This window comes from Cellulomonas soli, assembly GCF_052036975.1.
Lineage (GTDB): Bacteria > Actinomycetota > Actinomycetes > Actinomycetales > Cellulomonadaceae > Cellulomonas > Cellulomonas soli_A.
In genome coordinates this window covers 233,658-260,579 of sequence record NZ_JBQIAR010000003.1, presented here as the reverse complement: position 1 = coordinate 260,579, position 26,922 = coordinate 233,658, and the positions used below count along the sequence as shown (strand labels likewise).

27 protein-coding genes and 1 tRNA gene are annotated in these 26,922 nt (G+C 73.3%); 16 read left to right on the top strand and 12 right to left on the bottom strand.

The genetic code is table 11. From position 1 onward, the window contains the following. Nucleotides 1–7 precede the first annotated feature (7 nt). On the top strand, nt 8–1,447 hold the full coding sequence (gene cysS, locus ACTHAM_RS05130) for a cysteine--tRNA ligase (RefSeq protein WP_440685026.1): 1,440 nt from the start codon (nt 8–10) through the stop codon (nt 1,445–1,447). 18 nt (nt 1,448–1,465) lie between these two features. Beyond that, nucleotides 1,466–2,467 (top strand): 23S rRNA (guanosine(2251)-2'-O)-methyltransferase RlmB, encoded by a 1,002-nt coding sequence (gene rlmB, locus ACTHAM_RS05125; RefSeq protein ID WP_440685024.1) that lies wholly within the window; start codon nt 1,466–1,468, stop codon nt 2,465–2,467. Between the two features lie 57 nt (nt 2,468–2,524). On the opposite strand, the gene ACTHAM_RS05120 is transcribed toward rlmB, so the two are convergent. The 5 genes from ACTHAM_RS05120 to ACTHAM_RS05100 all read right to left on the bottom strand — a co-directional run bounded on the left by ACTHAM_RS05120 (nt 2,525) and on the right by ACTHAM_RS05100 (nt 9,126). After that, the gene (locus tag ACTHAM_RS05120) at nt 2,525–3,805 is read right to left on the bottom strand and encodes a DUF4032 domain-containing protein (RefSeq protein WP_440685022.1); all 1,281 of its coding nucleotides are present in this window, start codon (nt 3,803–3,805) and stop codon (nt 2,525–2,527) included. 92 nt (nt 3,806–3,897) lie between these two features. Then, nucleotides 3,898–5,022 (bottom strand): ABC transporter ATP-binding protein, encoded by a 1,125-nt coding sequence (locus ACTHAM_RS05115; RefSeq protein ID WP_440685020.1) that lies wholly within the window; start codon nt 5,020–5,022, stop codon nt 3,898–3,900. Nucleotides 5,023–5,209: 187 nt separating this feature from the next. Continuing rightward, nucleotides 5,210–6,865, bottom strand: a complete 1,656-nt coding sequence (locus tag ACTHAM_RS05110; RefSeq protein WP_440685018.1) for an outer membrane protein assembly factor BamB family protein — start codon at nt 6,863–6,865, stop codon at nt 5,210–5,212. A gap of 43 nt (nt 6,866–6,908) precedes the next feature. After that, nucleotides 6,909–7,706, bottom strand: coding sequence for a trehalose-phosphatase (gene otsB, locus ACTHAM_RS05105; protein WP_440685016.1), 798 nt, complete (start codon nt 7,704–7,706; stop codon nt 6,909–6,911). Beyond that, nucleotides 7,699–9,126: an alpha,alpha-trehalose-phosphate synthase (UDP-forming) gene (locus ACTHAM_RS05100; protein WP_440685014.1), complete on the bottom strand. Its 1,428-nt coding sequence runs from the start codon at nt 9,124–9,126 to the stop codon at nt 7,699–7,701. The genes otsB and ACTHAM_RS05100 overlap by 8 nt, the downstream gene beginning before the upstream one ends. A gap of 153 nt (nt 9,127–9,279) precedes the next feature. Between ACTHAM_RS05100 and ACTHAM_RS05095 the strand changes: the two genes are divergently transcribed. The 5 genes from ACTHAM_RS05095 (at nt 9,280) to ACTHAM_RS05075 (ending at nt 13,129) form a co-directional block, all read left to right on the top strand. Next, the gene (locus ACTHAM_RS05095; RefSeq protein ID WP_440685012.1) at nt 9,280–11,022 is read left to right on the top strand and encodes a serine/threonine-protein kinase; all 1,743 of its coding nucleotides are present in this window, start codon (nt 9,280–9,282) and stop codon (nt 11,020–11,022) included. Between the two features lie 59 nt (nt 11,023–11,081). Next, a complete protein-coding gene (locus ACTHAM_RS05090; protein ID WP_440685010.1) occupies nt 11,082–11,591 on the top strand; it encodes a hypothetical protein in 510 nt (169 codons plus the stop codon). A gap of 72 nt (nt 11,592–11,663) precedes the next feature. After that, on the top strand, nt 11,664–12,578 hold the full coding sequence (locus tag ACTHAM_RS05085; protein ID WP_440685008.1) for a DsbA family protein: 915 nt from the start codon (nt 11,664–11,666) through the stop codon (nt 12,576–12,578). 123 nt (nt 12,579–12,701) lie between these two features. Further along, nucleotides 12,702–12,778 (top strand) — tRNA-Thr (locus ACTHAM_RS05080). Between the two features lie 207 nt (nt 12,779–12,985). Beyond that, complete coding sequence (locus tag ACTHAM_RS05075; RefSeq protein WP_440685006.1) at nt 12,986–13,129, top strand: hypothetical protein; 144 nt, start codon at nt 12,986–12,988, stop codon at nt 13,127–13,129. Between the two features lie 8 nt (nt 13,130–13,137). Here the strand turns inward: ACTHAM_RS05075 and ACTHAM_RS05070 are convergent, their stop codons facing one another. From ACTHAM_RS05070 to ACTHAM_RS05050, 5 genes are all read right to left on the bottom strand, one after another. After that, nucleotides 13,138–14,373, bottom strand: a complete 1,236-nt coding sequence (locus ACTHAM_RS05070; protein ID WP_440685004.1) for a Dyp-type peroxidase — start codon at nt 14,371–14,373, stop codon at nt 13,138–13,140. After that, nucleotides 14,370–14,981 (bottom strand): copper chaperone PCu(A)C, encoded by a 612-nt coding sequence (locus ACTHAM_RS05065; RefSeq protein ID WP_440685002.1) that lies wholly within the window; start codon nt 14,979–14,981, stop codon nt 14,370–14,372. The genes ACTHAM_RS05070 and ACTHAM_RS05065 overlap by 4 nt, the downstream gene beginning before the upstream one ends. 55 nt (nt 14,982–15,036) lie before the next feature. Continuing rightward, the gene (locus tag ACTHAM_RS05060; RefSeq protein ID WP_440685000.1) at nt 15,037–15,669 is read right to left on the bottom strand and encodes a copper resistance CopC family protein; all 633 of its coding nucleotides are present in this window, start codon (nt 15,667–15,669) and stop codon (nt 15,037–15,039) included. Between the two features lie 154 nt (nt 15,670–15,823). Then, nucleotides 15,824–16,462, bottom strand: coding sequence for a hypothetical protein (locus ACTHAM_RS05055; protein WP_440684998.1), 639 nt, complete (start codon nt 16,460–16,462; stop codon nt 15,824–15,826). A 93-nt stretch (nt 16,463–16,555) separates the two neighbouring features. Next, on the bottom strand, nt 16,556–17,227 hold the full coding sequence (locus ACTHAM_RS05050; protein WP_440684996.1) for a response regulator transcription factor: 672 nt from the start codon (nt 17,225–17,227) through the stop codon (nt 16,556–16,558). Nucleotides 17,228–17,302: 75 nt separating this feature from the next. Here ACTHAM_RS05050 and ACTHAM_RS05045 point away from each other — a divergent pair, with 75 nt between their 5' ends. From ACTHAM_RS05045 to ACTHAM_RS05025, 5 genes are all read left to right on the top strand, one after another. Next, nucleotides 17,303–18,571: a sensor histidine kinase gene (locus ACTHAM_RS05045; RefSeq protein ID WP_440684994.1), complete on the top strand. Its 1,269-nt coding sequence runs from the start codon at nt 17,303–17,305 to the stop codon at nt 18,569–18,571. A 309-nt stretch (nt 18,572–18,880) separates the two neighbouring features. Continuing rightward, nucleotides 18,881–19,294, top strand: a complete 414-nt coding sequence (locus ACTHAM_RS05040; RefSeq protein ID WP_440684992.1) for a hypothetical protein — start codon at nt 18,881–18,883, stop codon at nt 19,292–19,294. A 29-nt stretch (nt 19,295–19,323) separates the two neighbouring features. Then, nucleotides 19,324–19,938, top strand: a complete 615-nt coding sequence (locus ACTHAM_RS05035; RefSeq protein WP_440684990.1) for a signal peptidase I — start codon at nt 19,324–19,326, stop codon at nt 19,936–19,938. Further along, nucleotides 19,935–21,170 carry a hypothetical protein gene (locus ACTHAM_RS05030; RefSeq protein ID WP_440684988.1) on the top strand — a complete coding sequence of 412 codons (1,236 nt, stop codon included), beginning with the start codon at nt 19,935–19,937 and terminating at the stop codon, nt 21,168–21,170. Before ACTHAM_RS05035 ends, ACTHAM_RS05030 begins: the two co-directional genes overlap by 4 nt. Before the next feature lie 190 nt (nt 21,171–21,360). Further along, the gene (locus tag ACTHAM_RS05025; RefSeq protein WP_440684986.1) at nt 21,361–21,762 is read left to right on the top strand and encodes a hypothetical protein; all 402 of its coding nucleotides are present in this window, start codon (nt 21,361–21,363) and stop codon (nt 21,760–21,762) included. Between the two features lie 57 nt (nt 21,763–21,819). Here the strand turns inward: ACTHAM_RS05025 and ACTHAM_RS05020 are convergent, their stop codons facing one another. Both ACTHAM_RS05020 and ACTHAM_RS05015 read right to left on the bottom strand, forming a co-directional pair. After that, a complete protein-coding gene (locus ACTHAM_RS05020; protein WP_440684984.1) occupies nt 21,820–22,698 on the bottom strand; it encodes an SGNH/GDSL hydrolase family protein in 879 nt (292 codons plus the stop codon). A 55-nt stretch (nt 22,699–22,753) separates the two neighbouring features. Then, nucleotides 22,754–23,431: a uracil-DNA glycosylase gene (locus ACTHAM_RS05015; protein WP_440684982.1), complete on the bottom strand. Its 678-nt coding sequence runs from the start codon at nt 23,429–23,431 to the stop codon at nt 22,754–22,756. 128 nt (nt 23,432–23,559) lie between these two features. On the opposite strand from ACTHAM_RS05015, the gene ACTHAM_RS05010 reads away from it, so the two are divergent. From ACTHAM_RS05010 to groL, 4 genes are all read left to right on the top strand, one after another. Then, nucleotides 23,560–23,871: a DUF3263 domain-containing protein gene (locus ACTHAM_RS05010; RefSeq protein WP_440684980.1), complete on the top strand. Its 312-nt coding sequence runs from the start codon at nt 23,560–23,562 to the stop codon at nt 23,869–23,871. Nucleotides 23,872–23,975: 104 nt separating this feature from the next. After that, on the top strand, nt 23,976–24,563 hold the full coding sequence (locus ACTHAM_RS05005) for a LytR C-terminal domain-containing protein (protein WP_440684978.1): 588 nt from the start codon (nt 23,976–23,978) through the stop codon (nt 24,561–24,563). Between the two features lie 95 nt (nt 24,564–24,658). Beyond that, the gene (locus ACTHAM_RS05000; protein ID WP_440684976.1) at nt 24,659–24,862 is read left to right on the top strand and encodes a cold-shock protein; all 204 of its coding nucleotides are present in this window, start codon (nt 24,659–24,661) and stop codon (nt 24,860–24,862) included. Nucleotides 24,863–25,194: 332 nt separating this feature from the next. Beyond that, nucleotides 25,195–26,820 (top strand): chaperonin GroEL, encoded by a 1,626-nt coding sequence (groL, locus tag ACTHAM_RS04995; protein WP_440684974.1) that lies wholly within the window; start codon nt 25,195–25,197, stop codon nt 26,818–26,820. The last annotated feature ends 102 nt before the right edge of the window (nt 26,821–26,922 follow it).

Sequence of the window (26,922 nt, the reverse complement as noted above, 5' to 3'; positions counted from 1 at the left end):
TCTTCCCGTGACCCTGCGCCTGTTCGACACCGCCACCCGCACGGTGCGCGACTTCGTCCCCCTCGTCCCGGGTGAGGTCGGCGTCTACCTGTGTGGTGCCACGGTCCAGGCGCCCCCGCACATCGGCCACCTGCGCTCCGCCGTCGCGTTCGACGTGCTCGTCCGGTGGCTGCGCCGCAGCGGGCACCGCGTCACGCTCGTGCGCAACGTCACCGACATCGACGACAAGATCCTCGCCAAGGCCGCCGACGCCGGTCAGCCGTGGTGGGCGTGGGCCATGGCCAACGAGCGCGCGTTCACCGCCGCCTACGACGCGCTCGGCGTGCTGCCCCCGTCGTACGAGCCGCGCGCCACCGGCCACGTGCCCGCCATGGTCGAGCTCATGCAGCGGCTCGTCGACACCGGCCACGCGTACGTCACCGACCCGGGCGACGTGTGGTTCGACGTGCGCTCCTACCCCGAGTACGGCTCGCTGACCAACCAGCGCGTCGACGACATGGTCCCCGCCCCCGAGGGTGGCGCCGACGACACCCGCAAGCGTGACCCGCGCGACTTCGCCCTGTGGAAGTCCCCGCGCCCCGGCGAGCCCGCGACCGCGTCGTGGGACACCCCGTTCGGCCGCGGCCGCCCCGGCTGGCACCTGGAGTGCTCCGCCATGGCGCAGCGCTACCTGGGTGACACGTTCGACATCCACGGTGGTGGCCTCGACCTGCGGTTCCCGCACCACGAGAACGAGCAGGCGCAGTCCCGCGCCGCCGGGCACGGCTTCGCCCGCTACTGGCTGCACAACGGCTGGGTCACGCAGGGCGGCGCCAAGATGAGCAAGTCGCTCGGCAACGGCCTGCTGGTCGACGCCGTGCTCGCCCAGACCCGCCCGGTGGTGCTGCGCTACGCCATGACCGCCGTGCAGTACCGCTCCATGCTCGAGTGGACCGACGACACGCTGCGCGAGTCCGAGGCCACGTGGGAGCGGCTCGCCGGGTTCGTCGAGCGGGCCGCCGAGCAGGTCGGCGAGGTCGACGCCGCCGAGGTCGCGCACGTCGAGCTGCCGGCCGCGTTCGTCGAGGCGATGGACGACGACCTGAACGTCCCCGCGGCGCTCGCGGTCGTGCACGAGTGGCTGCGCACGGGCAACTCCGCGCTCTCGCGCGGCGAGGCGGACGTGGTGCGTGCGACCATGGTGCAGCTGCGCGCGATGCTCGACGTGCTCGGCCTCGACCCGTCCAGCAGCACGTGGACCACGGGTGCCGGTGACCAACGGCACGCGCACGCGCTCGAGTCGGTCGTGGCCGCCGAGCTCGAGGCCCGGGCCCAGGCGCGCGCGGCACGTGACTTCGCGACCTCCGACGCGATCCGGGACCGGCTCGCCGCCGCCGGGATCGTCGTGGAGGACTCGCCCGCGGGGGCGCGCTGGACCCTGGCGCAGACCCGGGTCGACACCCCCTAGACCGAAGGACAAGGACACATGGCTGGCAACTCCCAGCGCCGCGGGGCGACCCGCAAGCCCGGCTCGAAGAAGGGCGCGACCGTCGGGACGGGCGGCAAGAACCGCCGCTCGCTCGAGGGCAAGGGCCCGACCCCCAAGGCCGAGGACCGCCCGTACCACAAGGCGCACAAGGCCAAGGTGGCCTCCGAGCGACGAGCCGCCACCGGCACGTCGGCCTCGCCGCGCACCGCAGGCCCGCGCGGGCCGCGGTCCGGCGGCAAGGGCGGCACCCGCTCCTCGACCCACGAGATCGTCTCCGGGCGCAACTCGGTGGTCGAGGCGCTGCGCGCCGGCATCCCCGTCTCGACGGTGTACCTGGCTGCGCGGCTCGAGGCGGACGAGCGCACCAAGGAGATCATCACCACGGCCGCTGACGCCGGCTACCCGCTGCTCGAGGTGAGCCGTGCCGAGCTCGACCGGCTCACCGACGGTTCCGTGCACCAGGGTGTCGCGATCCAGGTCCCGCCGTACGCGTACGCGGACGACGAGGACCTGCTGGACGCCGCAGAGGCCACCGGCCGCCCCGCCCTGGTCGTCGCTCTCGACGGGGTCACCGACCCCCGCAACCTCGGCGCGGTGCTCCGCTCCGCCGGGGCGTTCGGCGCGCACGGCGTGCTGGTGCCCGAGCGTCGTGCCGCCGGGGTCACCGCCTCGGCGTGGAAGGTGTCCGCCGGTGCGGCGGCCCGCGTGCCCGTGGCGCGCGTGACCAACCTGGTGCGCACCCTGCAGGCCTACAAGAAGGCCGGTCTGTTCGTCGTCGGGCTCGACGGTGGCGGGGACGTCGCCGTGGCCGACCTGCCCTACGTGGGCGACCCGCTCGTGCTGGTCGTCGGCTCGGAGGGCAAGGGACTGTCGCGGCTCGTGCGCGAGGAGTGCGACGCGATCGCCTCGATCCCGATCGGCTCCGCCGTCGAGTCGCTCAACGCCGGTGTGGCCGCCGGCATCGCGCTGTACGAGGTCGCGCGGCAGCGCACCGCCTGACGCACGACGAGGGGGACGGACCGCCGCGTGGTGGTCCGTCCCCCTCGTCGTCCCCGGTCAGCCGATGAGCAGGTCGCCGGGCAGGTCGCCCTCGTCCTCACGCAGGTCGGAGGCCTGCACGCCGAGGATCGCCTGCTCGTCGGGCCGCGTGGGCAGGATGTGCTTGATGTAGCTCTTGACGATCTCGTGCATCGGCACGTCGCGCTGCTCCTGCTGGGACACGAACCAGCGGTGGTCGAGCAGCTCGTGGTACACCTGCGCCGGTTCGAGCTTCTTGCGCAGGTCGCGCGGCACGGCGCGCACCGCCGGCTCGAAGATCTCCGTCAACCAGTCGTGCGCGACGAACGACTCGTCCTCCCGCTGCCGGTCGGTGGCCGCACGGTACTCGTCGAGGTCGTTCAGCAGGCGACGGGCCTGGTTCTCCTGCACGTCCAGCCCGGTCAGGCGCATGAGGCGACGCGAGTGGTGGCCGGCGTCGACGACCTTCGGCTGGATCCGCACCGTGGTGCCGTCGACGTCGGTGGTGATGTCCAGCTCGCCGACGTCGAACCCCAGGTCGTTGAGGCGGTCGATGCGTGCCTGCACACGCCACCGGTCGCCGAACCCGAACGACTCGGTCGACGTCAGTGCGGTCCACAGCTCGCGGTACCGGTCGGCCAGTGCGTTGCCGATGGCCACCGCGTCGACGTCGTCCTCGAGGAACTCCCCGGCCTGCAGGTCCATCAGCTCGCCGATGATGTTCACGCGCGCGATCTCGAGGTCGTACGAGCGCTGCCCCTCGGTGAGCTTCTCGTGCAGGTCACCGGTCTCGGCGTCCACCAGGTACGCGGCGAACGTCTCGGCGTCGCGGCGGAACAGCGTGTTCGACAGCGACACGTCACCCCAGTAGAAGCCGATCAGGTGCAGGCGCACCAGCAGCACGGCCAGGGCGTCGATCAGCCGCGTGGCGGTGTCGGGGCGCAGCGACTGGCTGAACAGCGCGCGGTACGGCAGCGAGAACTGCAGGTGCTCGGTGATGAGCACCGCCTCGAGCGGCTCACCGTCGGGGTTGCGCCGCCCGGTGATGACGCCGACGGGCTCCACCGACGGTACGTCCAGCCGGCTCAGCTGGCGCAGCAGCTCGTACTCGCGGTACGCGACGGACTCGCCGATCTCCTTGATGGCGATGACCCGGCCCGACAGACGCGCGAACCGCACGATGTGGCGGGAGATGCCGCGGGGGAGTGCGGCGAGGGTCTCCGCGGGCCACTCGGCGAGCGGGACGTGCCAGGGCAGGTCCAGCAGCGCAGGGTCGGGCGAGGCCGCGGTGATCTGCAGGCTCTGCGGGGTGGCGCTCATGCACCGATCCTCTCAGGTCCGGGAACGGTGAAGGGCGGCCCGGAAGTACCGGACCGCCCTTCACGCGGGTGCTACAGGTGCAGCGGGCTGGGTCAGCCGATGCGCTCGCCCGAGCCGGCGTGGAACAGGTGCTGCTCGCCGGTGCGGATCCGCACGTAGATCGTCTGGCCCTTGCCGGGCACCTGGCGGGGGTCGACGCGCACGATGACCTGTGCGTCGCCGGCACCGGAGGTGACGGCCTCGGCGGCACCGAACTCGTTGGTGAGCGAGCCGTAGACGAACGCGTCGGAGCCGAGCTCCTCGACCAGGTTCACGATGACCGGGATGGCGTCCGGCGTGCCCTCGGCGACGACGTCCAGCGACTCGGGACGGAAGCCGATCGTGACGTGGTTCTTGTCCTCGGGGGTCAGGCCGGAGACGACCTCACGCGGCACGGCGATCTTCGCGCGGCCGAGCTGGGCGAAGCCCTCGAAGATCGGGAAGGTGCCGATGTTCATGGCCGGGGAGCCGATGAAGCCGGCGACGAACACGTTGGCCGGGGTGTCGTACATGTCGCGCGGGGTGCCGACCTGCTGGAGCAGACCGTCCTTGAGCACGGCGATGCGGTCACCCATGGTCAGGGCCTCGGTCTGGTCGTGCGTGACGTAGACCGTGGTGACGCCCAGACGACGCTGCAGCGAGGCGATCTGCGTGCGGGTCTGGACGCGGAGCTTGGCGTCGAGGTTCGACAGCGGCTCGTCCATGAGGAACACCTGGGGCTGACGCACGATGGCGCGACCCATGGCCACACGCTGACGCTGACCACCGGAGAGGGCCTTGGGCTTGCGGTCCAGGTACTGGGTCAGGTCGAGGATCTTGGCGGCCTCCTCCACACGGGTGCGGATCTCCGCCTTCGGCGTGCCGGCGATCTTCAGGGCGAAGCCCATGTTGTCGGCGACCGTCATGTGCGGGTACAGCGCGTAGTTCTGGAACACCATCGCGATGTCGCGGTCCTTCGGCTGGACGTCCGTGACGTCGCGGTCGCCGATGAGGATGCGGCCGGCGTTGACGTCCTCGAGCCCTGCGAGCATGCGCAGGGAGGTCGACTTGCCGCAGCCGGAGGGGCCGACGAGGACGAGGAACTCGCCGTCCTCGATGTGGAGGTTGAGTGCGTCCACCGCGGGACGCTCCGTGCCGGGGTACACCCGGGTTGCCTGGTCGAACGTGACCGTAGCCATGCGTGATCATTCCCTTCACCGGCAGGTACGTGCCGGACGATCCGTCGTGAAGAGTGTCAGAGTGTCTTCGCTGACACGGAAAGAGGGGGGTCGGATGACCCTCCTCGGTCCGCGGCCATCATGCCACAGCAGGGGTACCGACCGCTGTGACTCAGGTCTCGACCTCGCGCCGGACCGGCGGGGCTGATCAGCCGAGCACTGCCATCTCGCCGGTCGGCGACATGAGGGCCAGGTGGCGACCGACCATGGTCACCCAGGAGTCGCGGTCGCCGAGGCCGCCCGCCGCGGTGGCAGTGACGGACGGCGCGCCGGTGAGGGGTTGGAGCGCGGCGGAGCCGTCGGTGCTCACCACGAGGGACGACCACAAGGGTGTGCCGTCGCGCAGGTCGTAGGCGTCGATGCGTCCCTCGCCTGCCAGGATCGCGGCCGATCCGTCCGTGAGCAGCTGGGCGTCGCTGCTGGTCAGGTCGCGGGCCCACAGCACCGAGCCGTCCTGCGCGTCCACCGCAGCGAGCTCGCGGCCGGCCGAGGTGTACACGACGCCGCCGAGGACGATCGCCGACCACCCCGCGGTGCCCTCCGACTCCCAGCGCCGTGCACCGGTGCGGGCGTCGACCGCCACGAGCGCACCCGTGCTCCAGTTCGCGGTCATCTCGGCCAGCAGCACCACGTCGGACGCGCTGCCGTCGTCCACCAGCCGCGTCACCGGGGTCAGACCGGACAGGTCCGTGACGGTGCCGGCGGCGGTCAGCATCTGCGAGCTCGGGCCCGCACCCGCGTACGAGGAGGACACCACACCACCGCCGGGGATCGTCATCGTCGACCCGGAGTAGCCGTCGGGCCCGGTGAGCGAGCCGATGAGTGCGCCGTCGTCGGCATCGAGCAGCCACACCGTGCTGCCGGATTCGACCATGACCTGCTGCGCGTCGCCGAACACCCAGTTCCGCCCGAACCCGTCCGCCTCCGGCGTGGTGCGGAACGTCCACAGGGGTGTGGTCTCGCCCCAGTCGTACCGGGCGACCGTCACGGCGGACGGAGGGATGTCCTCAGGTGTGGTCCAGGCGGGGTCGAGGGTCACGTCGGGGGTCGCCGTGACGTACCCGCCGGGCAGGCTGCGGAACTGCGTGCCGAGGGGTGCCTCGACGTGCTCGAGCACCTCGCCGGTCGCGGTGTCGATCAGCAGAAGTGCGGACCGGCCCAGTGCGTACTGGTACGTCGAGCCGTCCTCGGAGGCCAGGTCGACGAGCTGCTCGGGAAGCGTGACCAGGCAGGATGCCGTCGCGGCGGACGGAGCGGACGCGGCCGGCGGGGCAGGCTCCGGCAGGCAGCTCACCGAGCCGGGGAAGTCGGTCCGGGGTGGTCCCGCGGTCAGCTCCACGTCCACGGTCCACACGTCCGCGCCGGTGTCGGGTTCCACCGCGGTCAGCGTCACGGAGCCGTCGGTGTCGACCACGCCGCCCAGCAGCAGGTCACCGCGGGGCCCAACGACGCTCCACTGGGGGAACGCCATGTCGGTCCGCGCCGACCTGCGCCACAGCTCGTGGGCGTCCGGCCGCAGCGGGGCCAGCACACCGGCGACGTCCGAGTACCGCGTCAGGCGTTCGCGCTCCTGGGCGTCGACGACCTGCTGCGTCACGACGAGGCCGGTCACCAGCACGGCGAGGCCGGCGAGCGCCACCCGGCGCAGGCGGCGCAGCCGCGGGTCGCGTCCCGCAGGGTCCGGGGCAGGGCCGTCGTCCGGCTCGACGGGCGTCGCCAGGCCACTCGAGGTGGCGTCCCGCCCCGAGGCGCGGCGCGGGCGCTCCTCGTCCTCGACGAGCTCGACGTCCGCCATGCCACCCATCCCGGCACGGTAACCGCCCGCAGCGCCCGGCGGGGGCAGTCCGTCAGACCAGTGCGGCGGCCAACCCGCCCAGGGTGTCGACCAGCTCCTGCGGTGTGGCCAGGCGGTACCGCGCGACGGTCTCGGCCTGGCCGACCTTGATGCTGAGGTCCTGCGGGCCGAGCGCGGCGAACGCGTGCTCGTCGGTCACGTCGTCCCCGGCGTACAGGACCACCGACGCCCCTAGCTCGGCGCGCAGGGCGCTCAACGCCTCGCCCTTGTCGGCGGCCAGCACCGTGATCTCGACGACGTCGCGACCTCGCAGCACCCCGGTGCCCAACCGGGCACCCAGCGCGGCCGCCTCCTCGGTGGCCTCCGCGGCCACGTCGGGCTCGGCGAGCCGCGTGTGCACCACCACGGCCGTCGGCTTCGTCTCGACCCACACCCCGTCGCGCCCGCGGGCGACCGCGGCGGCCTGCGCGCCGAGCGCGGCGAGCCGGTCGGCCTGCTCGTCGGTCAGCTGCACGACGTCGCGGTCCAGGCCGAACGCGGTGACCCGGGCACGCTCCGCGCCGTGCGAACCGATGAGGAACGTCCCGGCGGGGACCTCCGCGAGCGCGTGCAGGTCGGTCATGGCCCGACCCGACACGAGGGCCAGCTCCACCCCCTCGACCTGCGACAGCCGCGCGAGCGCCCCCACCCCGGCGGGCAGGATGCGCGATGCCGAGGGGTCGTCCTGCAGCGGGGCGAGCGTGCCGTCGAAGTCGAGCGCCACGAGGAACGGGCGGGTCGTCGGGTCGGTGACGACGGCCCGCAGGGCGGCGGTGAGTCCGTCGGGCGTGCCGTGCGCGCGCTCAGACATGGTCCTGCCGGTTCGGCACGGCCGTGAGCACGGCGAGGAACTGCTCCGACCAGGCGGCCACGTCGTGGTTCAGCACGCGGCGGCGCAGGCGGCGCATGCGCTTGCGGGCCTCGCGCGGGTCCAGGTGCGCGGCGTACGTGATGGCGTCCTTCATGCCGTCGATGTCGTGCGGGTTGATGAGGATCGCGCCGGTCAGCTCGTCGGCCGCACCCGTGAACTCCGAGAGCACCAGGGCGCCGCGGTCGTCGGAGCGTGCCGCGACGTACTCCTTGGCCACCAGGTTCATGCCGTCCCGCAGCGCGGTCACCAGCATGACGTCGGCCGCCAGGTACAGCGCGGCCATCTCCTCCATCGGGAACGACTGGTGCAGGTACTGCACGGGCGCGTGCCCCACCTGGCCGTGGTCGCCGTTGATCCGCCCGACCAGCAGCTCGACGTCGTCCCGCAGCTGCTGGTAGGCGCCGACGTTCTCCCGGCTCGGGCTGGCCACCTGCACGAACGTGGTGCTCTGCGGTGACAGGCGCCCGTCGTCCAGCAGCTCGCCGTACGCCTTGAGGCGGTGCCGGATGCCCTTGGTGTAGTCGAGGCGGTCCACTCCCAGCAGCAGCACCTCGGGGTCGCCGAGCTCCTTGCGGATCTCCGTCGAGCGGGCCTGCACGTCGGGCGTGCGCGCGAGCTCGTCGAACGCGTGCGAGTCGATCGAGATCGGGAACGCCGCGGCGCGCACGTGCCGTTCGACCCGCCCGTGCTTGCTCAGCGTGACGACCTGGCCGCGGGTGGTCAGATCCGTCAGGCGGCGCACGACCCGCACGAAGTTCGCCGCGTCGCCGCCACGCTGGAACCCCACCAGGTCAGCACCGAGCAGCCCCTCGACGACCTGCAGGCGCCACGGCAGCTGGGCGAAGATCTCCAGCGGCGGGAACGGGATGTGGTGGAAGTACCCGATGCGCAGGTCGGGTCGTAGCTGCCGCAGGAACTTCGGCACCAGCTGCAGCTGGTAGTCGTGCACCCACACGGTGCCGCCGGGCGCGGCCTTCGCGGCGGCAGCCTCGGCGAACCGTCGGTTGACGCGCTGGTAGGCGTCCCACCAGTGCCGGTGGAACGCGGGCGAGGCGATGACGTCGTGGTAGAGCGGCCACAGGGTGTCGTTGGCGAACCCCTCGTAGTAGCGCTCCACCTCCTCCTCGGACAGCGGCACGGGGACGAGCTCGGTGCCGTCGACCTCGAACGGGTCGAGCTCGAGCCCGGGTTGGCCGCCCCAGCCCACCCAGGCACCTTCGGTCTTGGCCATCACGGGGGCGAGCGCGGTCACCAGACCGCCGGGGGACCGGGTCCAGGTGGGCTCTCCGTCCGCATCGAGAGACAGGTCGACGGGCAGCCGGTTGGCCACGACGACGAGATCGAACTGGGCAGGGGCCACGGGTGATCAACTCCTCGGGTCTCGCTCGACCCTATCCGGACCTCACCCACAGCTCACCCGCTCGCCGACCGTCACCCCAGGTCCGGGGATCACCGATGGGCAGGTGAGCGCGCCGGACGCGTGCCGTCGCAGGGTGACGGCTACCGTGCCGACATGGAGCGCATCGGGCTGGAACCGGGGGCGGAGATCGGCGGGTACACCGTCGTCGCGCCCCTCGGCTCAGGGGGCATGGGCACGGTCTACCGCGCGGTCGACGGGGGCGGGACCACCGTCGCGCTCAAGCTCCTGCACCCGCACGTCGGAGCCGACCCCGTCGCCCGCGACCGGCTGCGACGCGAGGTGCAGGCCCTGCAACGGCTGCGCCACCCGGCAGTCGCCGCCGTGCTCGATGCGGAGGCCGACTCGACCGAGGCGTTCCTTGTCACCGAGCTGGTGCCTGGCGACTCGCTCGACGTGCACGTGCGACGCCGCGGCCCCCTCGACGCCGATGCGCTGCTCGCGCTCGCCCGCGGCCTGCTCGGGGCGCTCGACGCCGTGCACGGCGCCGGCGTGGTGCACCGCGACCTCAAACCGGCCAACGTCATGGTCACCCCCGACGGGCCCGTGCTCATCGACTTCGGCATCGCCCAGGCCTCCGGCGACACGCAGCTGACCTCCTCGGGGTTCGTGGTGGGCACGCCCGGCTACCTGGCCCCCGAGCTGCTCGACGGCGCCGACCCGACACCGGGCAGCGACCTGTGGGGGTGGGCGGCCGTGCTGGTGTTCGCCGCCACGGGCCGCCCGCCCTTCGGCACCGGACCGCTCGAGGGCGTGCTGGCGCGCGCGCACGGCGGCACACCCGACGTGGAAGGGCTCGGGGCGAGAACCGCCGCCGCGCTGCGTGGTGCGCTCGCCCCGGACCCGGCCGGACGGACCGCCCCCGCGGACGTGGTGGCGGCGCTCGCGGTCGTCGCGGACGAGGGCGACGTACCGCAGGGCACGGCCGACGAGGACGCCACGACGGTGCTCCCCGCCTCGGGGGTGGTCGGCGCGGCCGCTGCACAGGCGACCGCGCCGGCCCAGGCACCGGCCACCGTGGTGCTGCCTGCGGGCGATGCCGCCCGCGCGCAGGACGGCAGCACCCGCGTGCTCGACGCGGCACCCACCCAGTGGGACGGCGGACGCGGCCGCGATGCCGTCGGCGACGACGACGAGGACGACGAGGAGGGCGACGAGGAGGGCGTCGAGTGGTTGCAGGACGACCTGGAGCACTCGGGCGCCGACGAACCCGAAGGGTCCGGCTACGTGCGGCCCCCGACCGTCCGCCGCTGGGGGACCCTCCTCGCGCTCGGCCTGCTCACCGCCGTCGTCGGGGCCCTGTACCCGGGCTGGACCCTGCTCGTGGTGCTCGCGCTGGTGCTCCTGGTGCGTGCCACCGGCTCGACGGTCGAGGCGCTGCACGGACGCCGTGAACGGCGCGGGGTCCGCCGGGCCGACCGGGCCGGTGCTGTCCTCACCGCGCCCTGGCACCTGCTGCGGTCCGCCGTCGGGCTGGTGCCCTCGGTGGTCGTCGGCGCCAGCGTGCTGGTGATCCTGCTGGGCGTGGCGTGGTGGGCGCTCGGCTCGGGCACCGTGACCCTCGGCGACTCGCAGTCGGGCGGTGAACCCGAGGGGACCACCGCGTCGGTCGTCGTCGGCCTCGCCGTGCTGGTGGGCATCGCCACGGTCTGGTGGGGTCCGCTGTCCGCCATGACCCGCATCGGGGCGCGGCGGGTGCTCGCCGTCGTCGCACCCGGGTGGGTCGGCGCCCTCGTGCTCGTGGTCCTCGCGCTGGCCGTCGCCGCGCTGCTCGGCGCGCAGGTGGCCTCCGGTGCCCCGATCCACTGGGAGCCGTTGCCGCAGCCCACGCTGCCGTGACGACGCACGCCGGCCCGCTTCCCAGCCGGATCCCAGGCAGGTGGCCCTACCCTGGGGACATGCAGACGCGTCGAGCGCCGTCCGGCGTTCCCGCGCGCCTGCGTCCGGCCGCGCTGGTCGGCGGGCTCGCGCTCGTCGCGGCCGTCGCCGCCGGTGCCGTGGCCCAGGGGCGCCTGCTGCTGCACGGCTGCCTGCCCGGTGACGCGTTCGGCACCCTCGGGCTGCGCCTGGCGCTGCTGCGCGACGCGGCGGACTGCCCGGCCGGCACGTACGGCCTCGGTGCGACCTCACGCGGTGCGGTGCTCGTGCTCAGCGTGGCCCTGCCCGTCCTCGCCCTGCACCTGGTGCTCGCGGCGTGCGGTCTGGGGCTGCTCGTCGTCATCCGTCGTGCGCTGCGCGTCCTGGCCCGGGTGCTGCGTGAGGTCACCGGTCGGTTCCGGGACGCGTTCGTCCCCGTGCACGGGGCCCCTGTGGCACGCCCGGTGCTCCCTGCCGTCGTCGCGCGTCGGGTGCATGCCCGTGCGGGTCTGCTCACCTGGTCGCACCGCGGGCCACCGGCGCTCGCCTGACGCGCCCGGCACCCGCCGCACCGCGTCTCCGCCCGCACCCCGCACCGCACGACCCGGACCACCAGGAGAACCATGCCCAGCAACGACCCCCGCCTGTCCAAGGCGGACCGGCGCGACGCCGCCCGCGAGAAGGCCGCCGAGCTGCGCAAGCAGCAGGAGGCCAAGGCCAAGCGCACCCGCATCCTCGCCATGAGCGGCCTCGGTGTCGCCGTGATCGCCCTCGGCGTCGTCGTCGCGATGATCCTGCGGCAGGGTGCCGCCAACGACGCCGCGTTCGCTGACGTCGCCTACGGTGGCGGTGAGGACACGGTCGTGGCGCCCGCGCTCGCCGACGTGACCGCACCCGCCGGCGGCGACTCCAGCGGCGGCATCCCTGTCAGCAGCGACGGCGTGGGGTCTGTCGGCGACGACGACGTCGTCGTGCAGGTGTACATGGACTTCATGTGCCCTTACTGCGGCATCTTCGACCGCACCAACGGTGCCGAGCTCGACGCGTTCGTCGAGTCGGGCGACGTCACGGTGACGTACCACGTGCTCTCGTTCCTCGACTACACCTCGCAGGGCACGAACTTCTCCACCCGCGCGGCCAACGCCTCCGCGGTGGTCGCCGACCAGGCGCCCGAGCAGTACACGGCGTTCATCAGCGCGCTCTACGCCAACCAGCCCGAGGAGAACTCCGAGGGCCTCAGCGACACCGAGATCGAGCAGCTCGCCCTCGACGCCGGCGTGCCGCAGGCAGTCGTCGACACGTTCACCGAGACCGTCACCGGCACCTACAGCACGCAGGCCGACGCCGATGCCGACGCCGTGGAGCACGAGGGCACGTGGCGAACGTTCGCCCCGTGGACCGCAGCCGTGACCCAGCAGGCGCTCGTGGACCTGGGCAAGATCTCCACGCCGACGATCCTCATCGACGGCGAGAAGTTCGAGGGCGACTTCACCACCGTGGGGCCGCTCAGCGAGGCGATCACCGCCGCCATCGGCTGATCCCCGCACGCACGGCGCGCCGCCGGCCGGCCGGTCCCTCGGGACTGCCGGTCGGCGTCGCCGCCCGTGCCGGGCACGGACTGCTCCACGGGTCCGCGTGCTCTGGGTACGCTTGACCTGCCCGCCTCCTTAGCTCAGTCGGCCAGAGCACCTGTCTTGTAAACAGGGGGTCATCGGTTCGAATCCGATAGGGGGCTCCACGCGAACGAGGGTCTCTGGCGAGCTCAGAGGCCCTCTTTCGTCGCCCTCGATCGATCACCCAGCAGCGCGACCACTGCCGCTGTCGGGTGCAGGAACTCGAACAGCCCGGCGAACTCCTCGTGCGGGGTCGGCGTCTGCCGATGGGCTGCGCGGACGCCGCGCGCACAGGGTGCGGGGCGCCATCCGGTCCACCGAGGGGTCGTTCGATGCGTCGCGTCGCCGTCAGCAAGAAGCATGTCGTCGCGGTCGCGACTCTCCTGGTCTCGATGGCGGCCGGGCTGGCTGCCGGGTCGGCGGTGACGGCCGAGTCCGTCGGGACACCCACGGCGCCGGTGACGCAGGGCGAGTAGCCGACCGGTCAGCCCTCCAGCAGGGTGTGACCGAGGATCTCGCCCTCGGCGCAGCCCGGTGGCACCGCGAACACGGCCGACCCGATGGGGGTCGTCCAGCGGTTCAGCAGGTCGGCCTCGTCGAGGCGCTGCTGGATGGGCACGAACTGGTGCAGCGGGTCGCGCTGGAACGTGACGAACACGAGTCCGGAGTCGGTGCTGCGGCCCGGGGGCGGCGGGTCGTCGTAGTTGTAGCCGCGGCGCAGGAACCGCTGCGTGGGGTCGTCGGTGCGGGCGCGCCGGATGTGCGCGGCGGTGTCGATGACCGGGAATCCCAGGGTGTCCCGTGCTGCCAGGTCCGGCTCGTCGTGCTCGAAGGTGCCGGTCAGCGGTGCCCCGGTGTCGAGCGTGCGACCGATGACCAGCTCGCGGCCGACGCGGTCCAGCTGGTCCCAGGTGTCCAGGTCGGTGGCGATCCGTCGCACGATCATCGCGGTGCCGCCGACCAGCCAGGCGGGGTCACCGTCGGTCTGCCAGATCAGGTCGTCGTCCTGGCCGGGGACCAGGTTGCGGGTGCCGTCGACCTGGCCCATGAGGTTGCGCATCGTGGTGCCGGCCGGGGTGGTGCCGGGGCTGCGGCGGAACCCCCGCTGCACCCACCGCGGCGCGACGAATGTGCGCGCGTCCTTGGTGAGCAGGCGGACGGCGTGCGAGACGGTGACGGGGTCGTCGGCGCACACCTGCAGCAGGAGGTCGCCCCCGCACCAGGCGTCCTCGAGCCGGTCGACGCCGAAGGCCGGCAACGGTGCCAGCCACGGGGGTCGCTGCTCCTCCAGACCTGCCGCGGTGAACACCCGTGGCCCGAACCCGAGCGTGACGGTGAGCGAGGCGGGGACGGCCGCCAGCTCGGGCTCGGTGTCGGCGAGGCCTGCCCGCCCGGCGGTCAGGCGCGCGATGTCGTCCGTCCAGATCCGCAGCAGCCGCACGAGCGCGCCGCGGTCGACGCCGTCGCGCAGGTCGAGCGCGACGAAGGTCGCCCAGGCCGGGGGAGTGGTGACGACACCGGCCTGGTGCGGACCGTGGAACGGCACGGTCGCCGACCCCGCCGCGGTGGGGTCCACGGGGTCCACCGGGTCGGCGGGGGGAGCCTCGTCCGTGCGGGTGACGTCCCAGATCGCGCGCCCGGCCACGGCGACGGACGCCCCGCCGAGGGCGACGGCACCCCCACGCAGGAACGAGCGCCGGTCCCATTCGCGTGCGGTCACGAGTCGCTCGGTTCCGGCGATGGCGTCTCCATGCCCGTCATGTCGGCGCCCGCGTACTCCTCGTTCGCGCCGGTGAACGTGCGCACGGCCGCGGTGAACGTCGTGGTGCGTCCGTCCTCCGCGGTCAGTGTGATCTCGACGAGGTCCCCGGCGAGCAGCGGCGCGTCGAGGTCCATGAACATCAGGTGCTCACCGCCGGGGGCCAGCTCGGTGGTGCCGCCCGCAGGGACGACGATCCCGCCGTCGACCGGCTGCATGACCATGGTGCCGTCGTCGCCGGCGACCATCTCGTGCAGCTCCATGGGCGAGACCGCGGACGTCGCACCGACGATGCGCAGGTCCTCCTCGCCGTCGTTGTGCAGGATGCCGAAGCCTCTCGCCATACCGGAGTCGGCCGCCGTGGCCCAGGCGTCGGTGACGGTGAGGACGGCGGCGGCCGTGCCGGTCTGATCGGCCGCAGACGCGGCGGTGGTGGCGTCGGTGCCGTCGGGCGCGTCCGAGCCGGGGGTGCTGGACGAGCAGGCCGTCAGGGCGATCAGGATGCCGAGCGCGAGGGCGGGGCGGGTGGCCGCACGGGCGGCGCGGCGGGTGGTGTCGAACGAGGTCACGTCGATCTCCAAGGAACGGAAGGGAAGGGGGTGCAGGCGGGCGGCGGCGCGACCGTCAGGTGGTGGTCCGGCGCCGGCGTCGGAGGACGGCGACGACCACGACCACCACGACCGCCAGGACCAGGCCGAGCCCCACCCAGACCCCCGTGCTCACGGCGGGGGCGTCGGTGGACGGGGAGCCCTGGCCGAGGGTCGCGGTCGCCGTCGGGGTGGCGGACGTCGGGTCCTGCGGGGAGGTCGACTCCGTCTCCGCGGGTTCCGTGGCACTGGTGGTCGGCGTCGCTGTCGGCGCCGCGGCGGGCGGCCGTGACGGGTCGTCGACGACGTAGCCGAACGTGCCCTCGATCGGGTGCCCGTCGGCGGAGACGACGCGCCAGGCGACGGTGTACGTGCCCGAGGGCAGGTCAGCGGGCAGGGCTGCCGTGACGGTCGGCCCGTCGATGCTCGTCACGAGGTCCGTCGGTGTGCCGCCCGCGGGAGTCAGGACGACCGCCGTGGACAGGTCGAGCACGTCGGCGCTGAACTCCAAGGTCAGCTGCGACGGTGCGACCGTGAGGACCTCGCCGTCGGCCGGTGAGGTCGAGAGCAGTTGGTCGTGGGCGGTGGCGGGTGCGGCCACCGCCAGGGACACGATGGCCGACAGGCCACCGAGGAGGAGGGTCGCCAGGACCCGCCGAAGAACAGGCATCACACGCTCCGGGGACGACAGCACGCGACCGCAGGCCCCGCACCGGGCGGACCGAGGGGACGGTCGGGCACGGACGGGGGCGGTACGCCGAGGGGCAGGGCACGTCGGAGGGACGGCCGCCTCGCGGACCCTGCCGAGGGGCAAGGTCCGACGGTCAGCCGGCCGGGGCGACCGTCGGGGGGCCTCGCCGCACCTGGGTGCGGGCGAGCAGCGCAGGTGCGGTCGCCCAGTCGGCGTGCCGCGCGCCGATGTGCCGGACCGGACGGTCGATCGGTCGGGCACGCGGTGTGAGCAGTGCGGGCAGCAGCACCGTCCACAGGTGGGCGACCGTCGCCACGGCGCGGTCCGTGCCGATCAGGAGGGCGACGGTGAGCAGGGTCGCCGCCAGGTGCGCGGCGACCATCGTGAGGCTGAACGCGTGCGCGTGCGTGCCGACGCCCGCGCCGGCGGGGTCCGCAGCCGCCAACGAGGCGAGTGCGGCGTCCGCGTGCAGGTGCCTGCCCCCGGAGCCGGGGGATGTCGCGGTGGTGCCCGAGGGAGCCAGCCAGGCCAGTGCCGTGTGCAGCCCCGCCTGGGCGAGCACGGCGAGCGGCAGCAGGCTGCGTGCCCGCAGCGGCGCGCGGGTGGTCCACGCCGTGCACGCCAGGACCAGCGCGCCGAGGGCGCCCAGCGTGCGCGCGCCGGGCGTGGCCCCGCCGCCGAGCACGTGCGCGCCCACGCCCAGGGCGAAGACCGTCGTCGAGACGAGCAGCAGGCGACCAGCACCCAACCCGCGCCCGCTCGATGCCTGCACGGCGTCAGGGTAGCGCCCGACCAGGACCTTCGTCCCGGCCGGGCGGATGTGCCGACGACGGCACCCGGCCCGCCCGGCGCCCGCCGCTGATGGTCACAACGCCGGACCGGTCTCCTCCAGCAGTCGCAGCGCAGCGCTCACCCGCGGGTTGCGCTGCGGGTCGACGTCGATGCCGAGCGTCGCGTAGATGGCGTTCACGTGGTTCTGCACGGACTTCTCCGTGATTCCGAGCCGTTCGCCGATGCCGGCGTTCGACAGACCCTGCGCGATCAGGCGCAGCACCTCGTACTGGCGGTCGGTGAGGCGTGCGACCCCCGACCCGGCGCGCGGGGCCACCCGCGCCAGCAGGGCCGGGTCGAGCACCGTCTCGCCGACCGCGGCGGCGCGCACCGCCGTGACCAGCAGCTCCTCGCTCGTGCCGGACGTCTTCGACAGGTAGCTCCACCCGGCGGCGACGTCACCGGGCAGGTCCAGCAGCAGGTCCATCGCGTCGTGCGCGGACAGCAGCAGGATGCCCAGTCGCGGGTGCCGACGGCGCAGCGTGACGCCCAGCGCGATGCCGTTCCCGTCGGGCAGGTCGATGTCGAGCACCGCGACGTCCACGGTGCCGGGCGTGAGGCGCTGGGTGGCCTCGGTGACCGTGCCGACGGAGGCCACGACGCGCAGCCCCGGGGTGCTGCCGAGCGTGTGCTCCAGCATCGATCGGAAGAGCGGCTGGTCCTCGACGACGGCGACGCGCACGGGGTCCGAGGCAGGCTGGCTCATGGGACGTCAGTATCCTCGTCCACGTCAGGTGCGGCTCTTCGCCCCGCCGGTGACACGGCGGGAGGCAGCCCCACGATGACGTCAGGCCCCAGCAGCCCGCCCCCGGCGAGCCCCCGCCAGGCGGCACCGCGCCAGAGCACCATGGCGGCCCGGTTCGCCGCCCACGTGCCCGCACCGGACGCCCGGCGCCCCACGACCGCGCGCGAGTCCGAGGAGTGGGCGGCCGACGTGCGCCGCGACCGCCGGACGCTGCTGCGTGCGTCCGCGGTGATCGCCGGGCTGTACGGGCTCGGGGCATCGGTCCAGGCGGCCTACATCTACGCCCAGTACCTGCCCGAGTGGGATGCCGTGCCCGTCATGGCGAGGATCACCGGCAACGCGCTGGCCGTGGTGGTGCTCGCGCTCGGGCAGCTGCTGCTGCGTGTGCACCGGGCGCCGACGCTGGGCGCCGTGGCGATCCGGTGCCTGATCGCGAGCGTGGCGTGCTCGCTGGTGCGGGTCGCCTCGCAGACCGTCACCGGCGTGTATCAGCACTGGGACGCCTCCACCTTGAGGGCCGAGCTGATCAGCGGGTTCGTGGCGGGCGTCATCGCCTCGCTCGTCGGTGTGCGTGCCATGGTGCTCGTCCGCGAGATCCGGGTGGGTGCACGGGAGTCGGCGCGTCGCGCGGTCGACGTCGAGCACGCGGTGCACGCCCTGCAGCAGGAGGAGGTGCGGGTGCGGCGCGCGGTGGCCGAGGGGTTGCACTCGAGCCTGCAGCAGCGACTTGTCGTGATCGTCGCCGGCCTCGACGCCTTCCTGCGGGACGCCCCCGGCCGGACCTTGACCGAGCACGAGCTGGAGGCCCTGCGGGCGGTGCGCGACGACATCGACGTGGTGCGCGAGCAGGACGTGCGGGAGATGAGCCGCCTGCTGTATCCCGACCAGCTGGAGATCGGCGTCACCCCGGCGGTGCGCCAGCTGCTGCGGCGGGTTCCGACGAGCATCGCGGTGCGGTTCGTCGTCAGCCCGGGCGTGCGTGAGCTGGACGACCCGACCGCCGGGTGGCTGTCGGAGCCCGAACGGCTGCTGGCGGTCCGGGTGGTCGAGGAGGGGTTGTCGAACGCGTTGCGGCACGCGAACCCGACGAGCCTGGAGGTCGGGCTCGATCGGCAGGGCGACCAGCTGGTGGTCCGCGTGCAGGACGACGGCGCCGGTCTGGACCCCACCGTCGTGCACGCGTCCGGGACGGCACGACTGACCCAGCGGCTCGAGCTGGTCGGCGGGCGGCTGGAGCTGACCTCACGGCCCGAGGGCGGCGCGCGGCTCGAGGCGTGGCTGCCCGTCGCCTCGCTGCGCGGGTGACGGTGCGCGGGTGACGGTGACGGCTGCCGGACGTGTCCGGTCGTGTCCTGAGGTGTCGCACCTGCCCCGCCTCGTCCAGCATGCGGGATTCGTGGCCGACGCACGTCGGGCATTCCTGGACAGATGATCAGGACGCCTGTCCGGATCGCCCATTTCTGCAGGTCGCGGCGCGGGTGAAACATTCGGACGTTCCGGACGCCGGGGGTGCTTTGACCTGATCGTCGGCTCTGGCCCGGTCTGGGAGCGCCTAACTTCGTCGGGTTTCGCCATGCCTGTCCGCATGGTCCCCCGCGATCACAGGAGTCTGGGATGTCCTCCACGAAGTCGTCCAACCACCGCAAGGCGCTCGCCGTCGGTCTCGCCGTCGTCGGCGTCGCGGGTCTGTCCCTCGCGTCGGCCGCGCAGCTGAACTTCGCCGCGCCGCAGGCCCAGTTCCAGGCGGGCGTCGACACCGTCGCCTCGTGCCAGAGCGCCACCGTCGACTCGTCGTTCGGCACCCCCGTGCTGACCGGCGGCGCGTACGTCACCGACAGCGTCACGCTGGCCAACATCGACGCCCTGTGCGCCGGCAAGTCGTACAAGGTCTCGCTGCTCGACGCGACCGGTGCCGTGGTGGGTGCCGAGAAGTCGGGCACCGTCGCCGGCACCTCGATCGCCGTGACCGGCCTGTCCGTCACGGACGTCGACGCCGTCGCGAAGATCGCCCTGACGATCTACAGCTGAGCAGGGCAGGGGACCAGGGCGCTCGTGCGATGAGCAGCGAGCCGCAGCACCCGGCAACCGACGCCTCTCGGGCGCGTCGGTTGCTGGGTGCTGTGCCCACGGTCCTGCTGTACGTGGCCGCCGCCGTGGCGGCCTGGTTCCTGTGGCCTACGAGCCTGGGCGGTTGCACCACGATCACGCTGGTCAACGGCCACTCCATGGAACCGACCTACTACACGGGCGACATCGTCGTCTCCCGCTGCGGCAACCCGCAGGTCGGTGACGTGGTGGTCTACGAACCCCCCGGTTACGGCAGCGCCCGCGTGATCCACCGCATCGTCGGTGGCACCCCGGAGGGCTGGGTGATCCAGGGTGACAACAACGCGTACGAGGACCCCTTCGTCCCTACCGACGAGGACGTCGTGGGCGTGGCCGCCGTGCACGTGCCGAGGGTCGGGCTGGTGGCCACCGCCCTGACCAACCCGTGGATCTGGGTGAGTCTGATCGTGCTGGCGCTGGCGCTGCTCGTGTGGCCCGGCCGGCGTGAGCCCTCGGGGCCGCCGGAGGAGGCTTCCCCGGAGGCGCCGGCCGACACGGAGACGCCGGCCGTGTCCCCGGCGGCAACCGAGCGGGTCGCCGCCGCCGAGGAGGTGGCGGGGCCGTGAGGCACCTGCGTCGCGCCGTCGCCCTCGCGCTGGCGACGGTCGTCCTCGCCCTGCTCGGCGCGCAGGTCGCCCACGCGGCGGGGTTGAGTTTCTCCGCCGCCAGGCCCGGGTTCTTCGCCACCTCGCTCGCGCGCTGCTCGGACGCGGCCGTCACGGTGGCACCCGGTGCCGGGACCGGCAACCAGCGCAGCGGGCTGCTGCTCACCGTCCCGGCCTCGTGCGCCGGGACGGACGGCTACGTGCTGCTGGTGCGCGGCAACGGCAACCCGGTCGCCTCGGCGGCCCGGTTCACGGTGCCCGTGGGGTTCCCGGGCGGAACCCTGACCGTGCCGTACGGCAACGCGGGCAACCCTGCCCAGTACAACGCCGCCACGGTGGCCGGCGCCGTGCTGACGCTCGACACGTGGCGGATCCGCACGGCCTGGACGTTCGCCGCGGCGGTCGAGCCGATCACGCCCACGACCGCGGGGACTGTCGTCTCGCAGCACAGCTGGGCGACGCAGGCGGCGACCGCGTTCTGCGTCGCGTTCAGGATCACCAACACCTCGACCGCGCCGGTGGCCTGGGTCCTGGACATCGACCTCGCGCAGGCGCCCTTCAACGTCCCCGCCGGTACCTCGATCCGGTCCGACCGCTACAACCTGACCAGCGGCACCACCCAGCTGCAGCCGGTGCGCGCCGGGACGACGACGTCCCAGGCGGTCGCCGCACCCTCGCCGTACACGGTCACCGGTGGTCACCTGCTGCTGCAGGGCGCCGGGTGGCAGCCGACCCGGGTGCTGGCGGCGGGAGCCTCCACCACCGCCACGATCTGCGACCCCGCCGCGCCCTCGCCGGCCGTCGTGGAGGCGGGCAGCACCACCTACTCGGTGGCGCAGGCGGCATCCGTGCAGAACCACCAGCTGTGCGTGACCACGACGATCACCGGGCTCACCAAGCCGACCTCGACGGGTCTGGTGCCGTTCGTCGGGTGGCGGGCCGACGTCGACTGGGCAGCTGCCGTGCAGCAGGCGGCGGCCGCCGGGTCGATCTCCGCGGCGCAGGCCACCACGATGCTCGGTCGGACGTTGACGTCGTGGTCGAACGTGGCACCGAGCTCGCGCTGGGGCTCGTACGCCGGGACCGCCCTCACGTCGTCGGCCTACCGCCTGGTGGGGACCGACACCTGGAACACGGCCAGCATCGCCGGCGGGATGACGTTGTCGGCGCAGGCCTGCCAGCCTCTCGGCTGATCGGCGCCCGGCTGGGCCAGCCGGGCGATCCGCACCCGTTGTGCTCACGCCCGCCGCGTGCTGCCCGATGGGCTGGTGCAGGACCCTCGTGCGGCCGCCGGCACACCGGCGACGGGCGGGGGCCTGACGGTCGGCAGGAGGCTGACCGCACGAGCGCTCACCGCGCGACCGCCCACGGAGGGGAGGGTCGGTGCCGTCGACCCCGAGTGTGCCGCGCCGTCGACCGTCCTCACGGCGGGTCTTCTGGGCGAGCTCCTTGGCCGCCGTCTCGGTCGCCGGGCTGTACGCCTCCGCCCGCGCGACCGACCAGCTGGTCGGGATCGGGCCGGAGGGCTGCGACGCCGGTGGTGTGCGCTGGTCGTACGAGGTCGCGCTCGACGCGCAGGACGGCTACGGGATCACCGGCACGCGCTTCGTCACGGTCCCCGAGGCGTGCGAGGGCACCCCGGTGCAGGTCGTGTACCGCGCCGACGGGCAGGTCGTGCACCGCTCGGACGTGGTGCTGCGGGCGGGGCTGGTGGACGCGCTGCCGGACGCCGACCTGGCAGCCGCGCCGGTCGACGACGCCTTCCTGCTCGTGCTGCCCGAGTGAGCGCTGCGCGCAGCGGGCCGTGATGCTGGGGATCGTGATGCGGCGGACCGCGTGCGGTCAGTCGGTGCTCTCGACCTCGACGGGTGTCGCCTCGGGTCGTTTCGCAGTGCGGGTCGCACCGCTGGACGTGCCGTGCAGGCGACGGGTCGCCCACGGGTAGAGGTGCACCTTGGCCCACCGGGCGTCGTCGCGGACCTGCGCGAGCCGCGGCACGGGTGGCAGCGGCGCCGGCGGGTCGTCCCAGTCGGGCACGTCCGGCGTGAGACCCAGCCCGACCAGGGCGGCCTGTGCGACCCGGGCGTGCCCCTCCGTGGTCAGGTGGATCCGGTCGTCGGCCCACATGCGCCAGTCGCCGAGCGCCCGCATGCCCCACAGGTCCAGCACCGCTGCGCCGTGACGGCGGGCGATGGACCACACGTGCGCGTTGTACACGCCCACCCGTGCCCGGGTGGCCCGCACCAGGGGTGAGCCGGCCGAGTCCACCCCCGTGCCGAGCAGGACGTCGATACCCGCCGCACGCAGCCGGGCGACCCCTGCCTCGAGGTCCCGGGCGAGCCGGTCGACGTCGACCGAGGGCCGCAGGATGTCGTTGCCGCCGCCGACCAGGCTGACGAGGTCGGGCTTGAGGTCGAGCGCCACGGGAATCTGCTCGCGCAGGATCGGGCGCAGCAGGCGTCCGCGGATCGCGAGGTTGGCGTACTCCAGCGGCTCCTGACCGGCCGCGGTGCGGCGCTGCGAGAGTGCCATGGCCAGCTGGTCGGCCCAGCCGCGCAGCACGGCGTCGGCAGGCGGCAACGGCAGCTGGGGGCCGGCGGGGTAGCCGGGCGCGTCCCACAGGCCCTCGGTGAACGAGTCGCCGAGCGCCACGTAACGGCTCCAGCGGACCGCGCCGGAGGGGTCGGGGGTGTCGCCCTGGCGGTCGGCGGGCATGCTCATCGGGCCAGTGTGCCTGGTTGCGGCCGCCGTGCGCCCCGCCATCTGCCCTCGGCGGTCAGGGGAGCGTCCAGTCGACCGGCGGGGCGCCCTGCTCCGCCAGGAGCCGGTTCACCTCGGAGAACGGGCGGGAGCCGAAGAACCCCCGACTGGCGGACAGCGGGCTGGGGTGCACGCTCGCCACGACCGGTACGCCGCGCAGCGCGGGCGCCAACGACTGCGCGTCCCGACCCCACAGCACCGCGACGAGGGGCCCGCCGCGGTCCACGAGGGCCTCGATCGCCCGGTCCGTGACGGCTTCCCAGCCACGGCGACGGTGCGAGGCCGGCTCGCCGGGACGCACGGTGAGCACCCTGTTGAGCAGCATGACGCCCTGGTCGGCCCACGGGGTCAGGTCGCCCGACGTGGGTGCCGGCACGCCCAGGTCGTCGACGAGCTCCCGGAAGATGTTCGCCAACGAGCGCGGCACGGGCCGCACGTCGCCCTGCACGGAGAACGACAGGCCCATCGGGTGCCCGGGCGTCGGGTACGGGTCCTGCCCGACGATCAGCACACGCACCTGGGCGAGCGGCCGCTGGAACGCCCGCAGGACGGCGTCACCGGCGGGCAGGTAGCCGCGACCGGCGGCCACCTCGGCCCGCAGGAACTCGCCCGCGGCACGCAGGTCGGGCTCGACAGGAGCGAGGGCGGCGGCCCAGTCGGGGGCCACGAGCTGGTCGAGCGGGGCTGCGGTCACGGGCGCGAGGGTACCCGGCCGGTCGAATGACACCCGTGTCGTTCGCGCCGTACCATGGCGGGGGCCGGATGGTCGCGGCGCGGGCGCAGGCCCGGCAGCACCGGACCCGCAGCACCGGAGGAGGACGCATGACCGTGACGGCGATGCTCACCACGAGCCCCGAGGTCGACCCTTCTGCCGCGGCGGGCAGCGGCCTCAGCGAGCGGGACCAGGCGATCCTCGCCTTCGAGCGCCAGTGGTGGAAGTACGCCGGTGCCAAGGAGCAGGCCGTGCGTGAGCTGTTCGACATGTCGGCCACGCGGTACTACCAGGTGCTGAACGCCCTGATCGACGACGACGCCGCCCTCGCCCACGACCCGATGCTGGTCAAGCGGCTGCGGCGGATGCGTTCCTCGCGCCAGCGGGCGCGCACGGCTCGCCGGCTCGGTGCCGAGGGCTGAGTCGTGCCCCTGGTGCGCGGGGGCCCTCGTCCGGCGACCGCCCACCGGCGCCGCGCGGCCCGTCCTCGGCCGTACGCCCAGGGTGACCCGCTAGCCTGTCGGCCGTGAGCAAGGCCGACTACCCGTACCCGCCGGACGAGTTCGACGCGCCCCGGAGCCCGGACGCGCCGCGTGACCCGTACCTGGCACCGCGCTCGTGGTGGAGCAGGTGGTGGCCGTTCGTGGCGGTCCTCGTGGTCGTGCCGACGCTCGCGTTCGTGCTGGTGAACCTGGCTGCGCGGTACGACTCCCTGCCGATCGTCGGCGGGGACTCCGGTGCCTCGGAACCGGCGGCCGAGGAGTCGGCCGCGGCGGAGACGCCCGCCGAGGGGGAGACCCCGGTGGAGGAGACCCCGGCCGAGACGCCAGCGCCCACGCCCGTGCTCACCACCCCGGTCGTGGTCTACAACGCTGCGGGGATCGCCGGTCTGGCGGCCTCGACCGCCGAGACCCTGACCGCTGCCGGCTTCACCGCGGTGACGACGGGCAACCAGGACGCGGGCGATCTCGCAGACTCGGTCGTCTACTACGGCAGCGAGGACCTGAAGGTCACCGCGGACCTGGTCGCGCAGACCCTCGGCATCGCCACTGTGACGCTCTCGCTCGCGGACGCACCTGGCGGCATCTCGGTCGTGCTGCTCAGCGCCCCCTGAGTCACACCCTGGTCGGGACGTGACCTGCGCCACTAGGCTCACCGGCACCCCGCCGCCATGCGGAGCGTCGGGGTCCCGATCGGCGAGGAGTGCGCATGGCCCAGGGCACGGTCAAGTGGTTCAACGCGGAGAAGGGGTTCGGCTTCATCACCCCTGTGGGTGGTGGGCAGGACCTCTTCGTCCACTACAGCGCGATCCAGGTGGACGGCTACCGGACCCTCGAGGAGGGCCAGGAGGTCGACTTCGAGGTCGGTCAGGGCACCAAGGGGCCGCAGGCGGAGCAGGTCCGGCCCGTGTGACCTGACGTGCCAGGTGTCGCGTCCCGTGCCCCACAGCACGCGGACGTGCGAGGAGGCCACCGTCGCGCGCAGCACCGCGGCCGACGGTGGCCTCCTCGTGTCTGCAGGGCCCCCGTGCCGGGGCCGCGGACGGTTCGCCGGGGGCGGACGGCCTTGCACTCGCCGGGGTCGAGTGCTAACCATGGACTTAGCACTCTCCGGTGGAGAGTGACAGAATCACCACGGCCGTCCGGTGAGGGCCGTCGGGTGCGGGACATGACCGCGCACGGCGACCCGTCCGTCGCGGGCACCAGTGCGGCCGACCCACGAACCGAGTGAAGGATCACAGCCCCATGGCCAAGATCATTGCCTTCAACGAGGAGGCCCGGCGCGGCATCGAGCGCGGGCTCAACGTCCTCGCCGACACCGTCAAGGTGACCCTCGGCCCGAAGGGCCGCAACGTCGTCCTGGACAAGAAGTGGGGCGCCCCCACGATCACCAACGACGGTGTCTCCATCGCCAAGGAGATCGACCTCGAGGACCCCTTCGAGAAGATCGGCGCCGAGCTCGTCAAGGAGGTCGCCAAGAAGACCGACGACGTCGCGGGTGACGGCACCACCACCGCCACCGTGCTCGCCCAGGCGCTCGTGCGCGAGGGTCTGCGCAACGTCGCCGCCGGCGCCAACCCGATCGCCCTGAAGAAGGGCATCGAGAAGGCCGTCGAGGCCGTCACCGCCCAGCTCCTGGCGCAGGCCAAGGAGGTCGAGTCCAAGGAGGAGATCGCCGCCACGGCCGCCATCTCCGCCGGTGACGTCGCGATCGGCGAGCTCATCGCCGAGGCGCTCGACAAGGTCGGCAAGGAGGGCGTGATCACGGTCGAGGAGTCCAGCGCCCTGGGCCTGGAGCTCGAGCTCACCGAGGGCATGCGCTTCGACAAGGGCTTCCTGTCGGCGTACTTCGTGACCGACCCGGAGCGTCAGGAGGCCGTCCTCGAGGACGCGTACGTCCTGCTCGTCGAGTCGAAGATCTCGAACGTCAAGGACCTGCTGCCCCTGCTGGAGAAGGTCATCCAGTCCGGCAAGCCGCTGTTCATCGTCGCCGAGGACGTCGAGGGCGAGGCCCTGGCCACGCTCGTCGTCAACAAGATCCGTGGCACGTTCAAGTCGGTCTCCGTCAAGGCCCCCGGCTTCGGCGACCGCCGCAAGGCGATGCTGCAGGACATGGCCATCCTCACCGGTGGTCAGGTCGTCTCCGAGACCGTCGGCCTCAAGCTCGACACCGTGGGCCTCGAGGTCCTCGGCACCGCGCGCAAGGTCGTCGTCACCAAGGACGAGACCACGATCGTCGAGGGTGCCGGCGACGCCGCGCTCATCGCCGGTCGCGTGAACCAGATCCGCGCCGAGATCGAGAACTCGGACTCGGACTACGACCGCGAGAAGCTCCAGGAGCGCCTCGCCAAGCTGGCCGGCGGCGTGGCCGTCATCAAGGCCGGTGCGGCGACCGAGGTCGAGCTCAAGGAGCGCAAGCACCGCATCGAGGACGCCGTCCGCAACGCCAAGGCTGCGGTCGAGGAGGGCATCGTCGCCGGTGGTGGCGTCGCGCTCATCCAGGCCGGCAAGGTCGCGTTCGAGAACCTGGTTCTCGAGGGTGACGAGGCCACCGGTGCCGCGATCGTCAAGCTCGCCATCGAGGCCCCGCTCAAGCAGATCGCGATCAACGCCGGTCTCGAGGGTGGCGTCGTGGCCGAGAAGGTCCGCAACCTGCCCACCGGTCACGGCCTGAACGCCGCGACCAACACCTACGAGGACCTGCTGGCCGCCGGCGTCAACGACCCGGTCAAGGTCACGCGCTCCGCGCTGCAGAACGCGGCGTCGATCGCGGCGCTGTTCCTCACCACCGAGGCCGTCGTGGCCGACAAGCCGGAGAAGGCCGCCCCGGCCGGCCCCGGTGGCGGCGAGGACTTCGGCGGCGGTTTCTGATCCGCTGAGCCCCACCCGACAGCCCTGAGCTGCCGAGACGCTCGGACGAAGGGCCGGTCACCCACGGGTGGCCGGCCCTTCGTCGTGCCCGGGGTGTCATCC

What these genes read in the sequence shown, in the direction of transcription:
- ACTHAM_RS05095 (WP_440685012.1), top strand. Translation starts at nt 9,280, where the DNA reads ATGGAGCGCATCGGGCTGGAACCGGGGGCGGAGATCGGCGGGTACACC.
- ACTHAM_RS05120 (WP_440685022.1), bottom strand. Translation starts at nt 3,805, where the DNA reads ATGAGCGCCACCCCGCAGAGCCTGCAGATCACCGCGGCCTCGCCCGAC.
- ACTHAM_RS05110 (WP_440685018.1), bottom strand. Translation starts at nt 6,865, where the DNA reads ATGGGTGGCATGGCGGACGTCGAGCTCGTCGAGGACGAGGAGCGCCCG.
- ACTHAM_RS05060 (WP_440685000.1), bottom strand. Translation starts at nt 15,669, where the DNA reads ATGCCTGTTCTTCGGCGGGTCCTGGCGACCCTCCTCCTCGGTGGCCTG.
- ACTHAM_RS05000 (WP_440684976.1), top strand. Translation starts at nt 24,659, where the DNA reads ATGGCCCAGGGCACGGTCAAGTGGTTCAACGCGGAGAAGGGGTTCGGC.
- ACTHAM_RS05085 (WP_440685008.1), top strand. Translation starts at nt 11,664, where the DNA reads ATGCCCAGCAACGACCCCCGCCTGTCCAAGGCGGACCGGCGCGACGCC.
- ACTHAM_RS05020 (WP_440684984.1), bottom strand. Translation starts at nt 22,698, where the DNA reads ATGAGCATGCCCGCCGACCGCCAGGGCGACACCCCCGACCCCTCCGGC.
- ACTHAM_RS05045 (WP_440684994.1), top strand. Translation starts at nt 17,303, where the DNA reads ATGACGTCAGGCCCCAGCAGCCCGCCCCCGGCGAGCCCCCGCCAGGCG.
- ACTHAM_RS05090 (WP_440685010.1), top strand. Translation starts at nt 11,082, where the DNA reads ATGCAGACGCGTCGAGCGCCGTCCGGCGTTCCCGCGCGCCTGCGTCCG.
- ACTHAM_RS05035 (WP_440684990.1), top strand. Translation starts at nt 19,324, where the DNA reads ATGAGCAGCGAGCCGCAGCACCCGGCAACCGACGCCTCTCGGGCGCGT.
- ACTHAM_RS05115 (WP_440685020.1), bottom strand. Translation starts at nt 5,022, where the DNA reads ATGGCTACGGTCACGTTCGACCAGGCAACCCGGGTGTACCCCGGCACG.
- otsB (WP_440685016.1), bottom strand. Translation starts at nt 7,706, where the DNA reads ATGTCTGAGCGCGCGCACGGCACGCCCGACGGACTCACCGCCGCCCTG.
- groL (WP_440684974.1), top strand. Translation starts at nt 25,195, where the DNA reads ATGGCCAAGATCATTGCCTTCAACGAGGAGGCCCGGCGCGGCATCGAG.
- ACTHAM_RS05040 (WP_440684992.1), top strand. Translation starts at nt 18,881, where the DNA reads ATGTCCTCCACGAAGTCGTCCAACCACCGCAAGGCGCTCGCCGTCGGT.
- ACTHAM_RS05050 (WP_440684996.1), bottom strand. Translation starts at nt 17,227, where the DNA reads ATGAGCCAGCCTGCCTCGGACCCCGTGCGCGTCGCCGTCGTCGAGGAC.
- rlmB (WP_440685024.1), top strand. Translation starts at nt 1,466, where the DNA reads ATGGCTGGCAACTCCCAGCGCCGCGGGGCGACCCGCAAGCCCGGCTCG.
- ACTHAM_RS05075 (WP_440685006.1), top strand. Translation starts at nt 12,986, where the DNA reads ATGCGTCGCGTCGCCGTCAGCAAGAAGCATGTCGTCGCGGTCGCGACT.
- ACTHAM_RS05010 (WP_440684980.1), top strand. Translation starts at nt 23,560, where the DNA reads ATGACCGTGACGGCGATGCTCACCACGAGCCCCGAGGTCGACCCTTCT.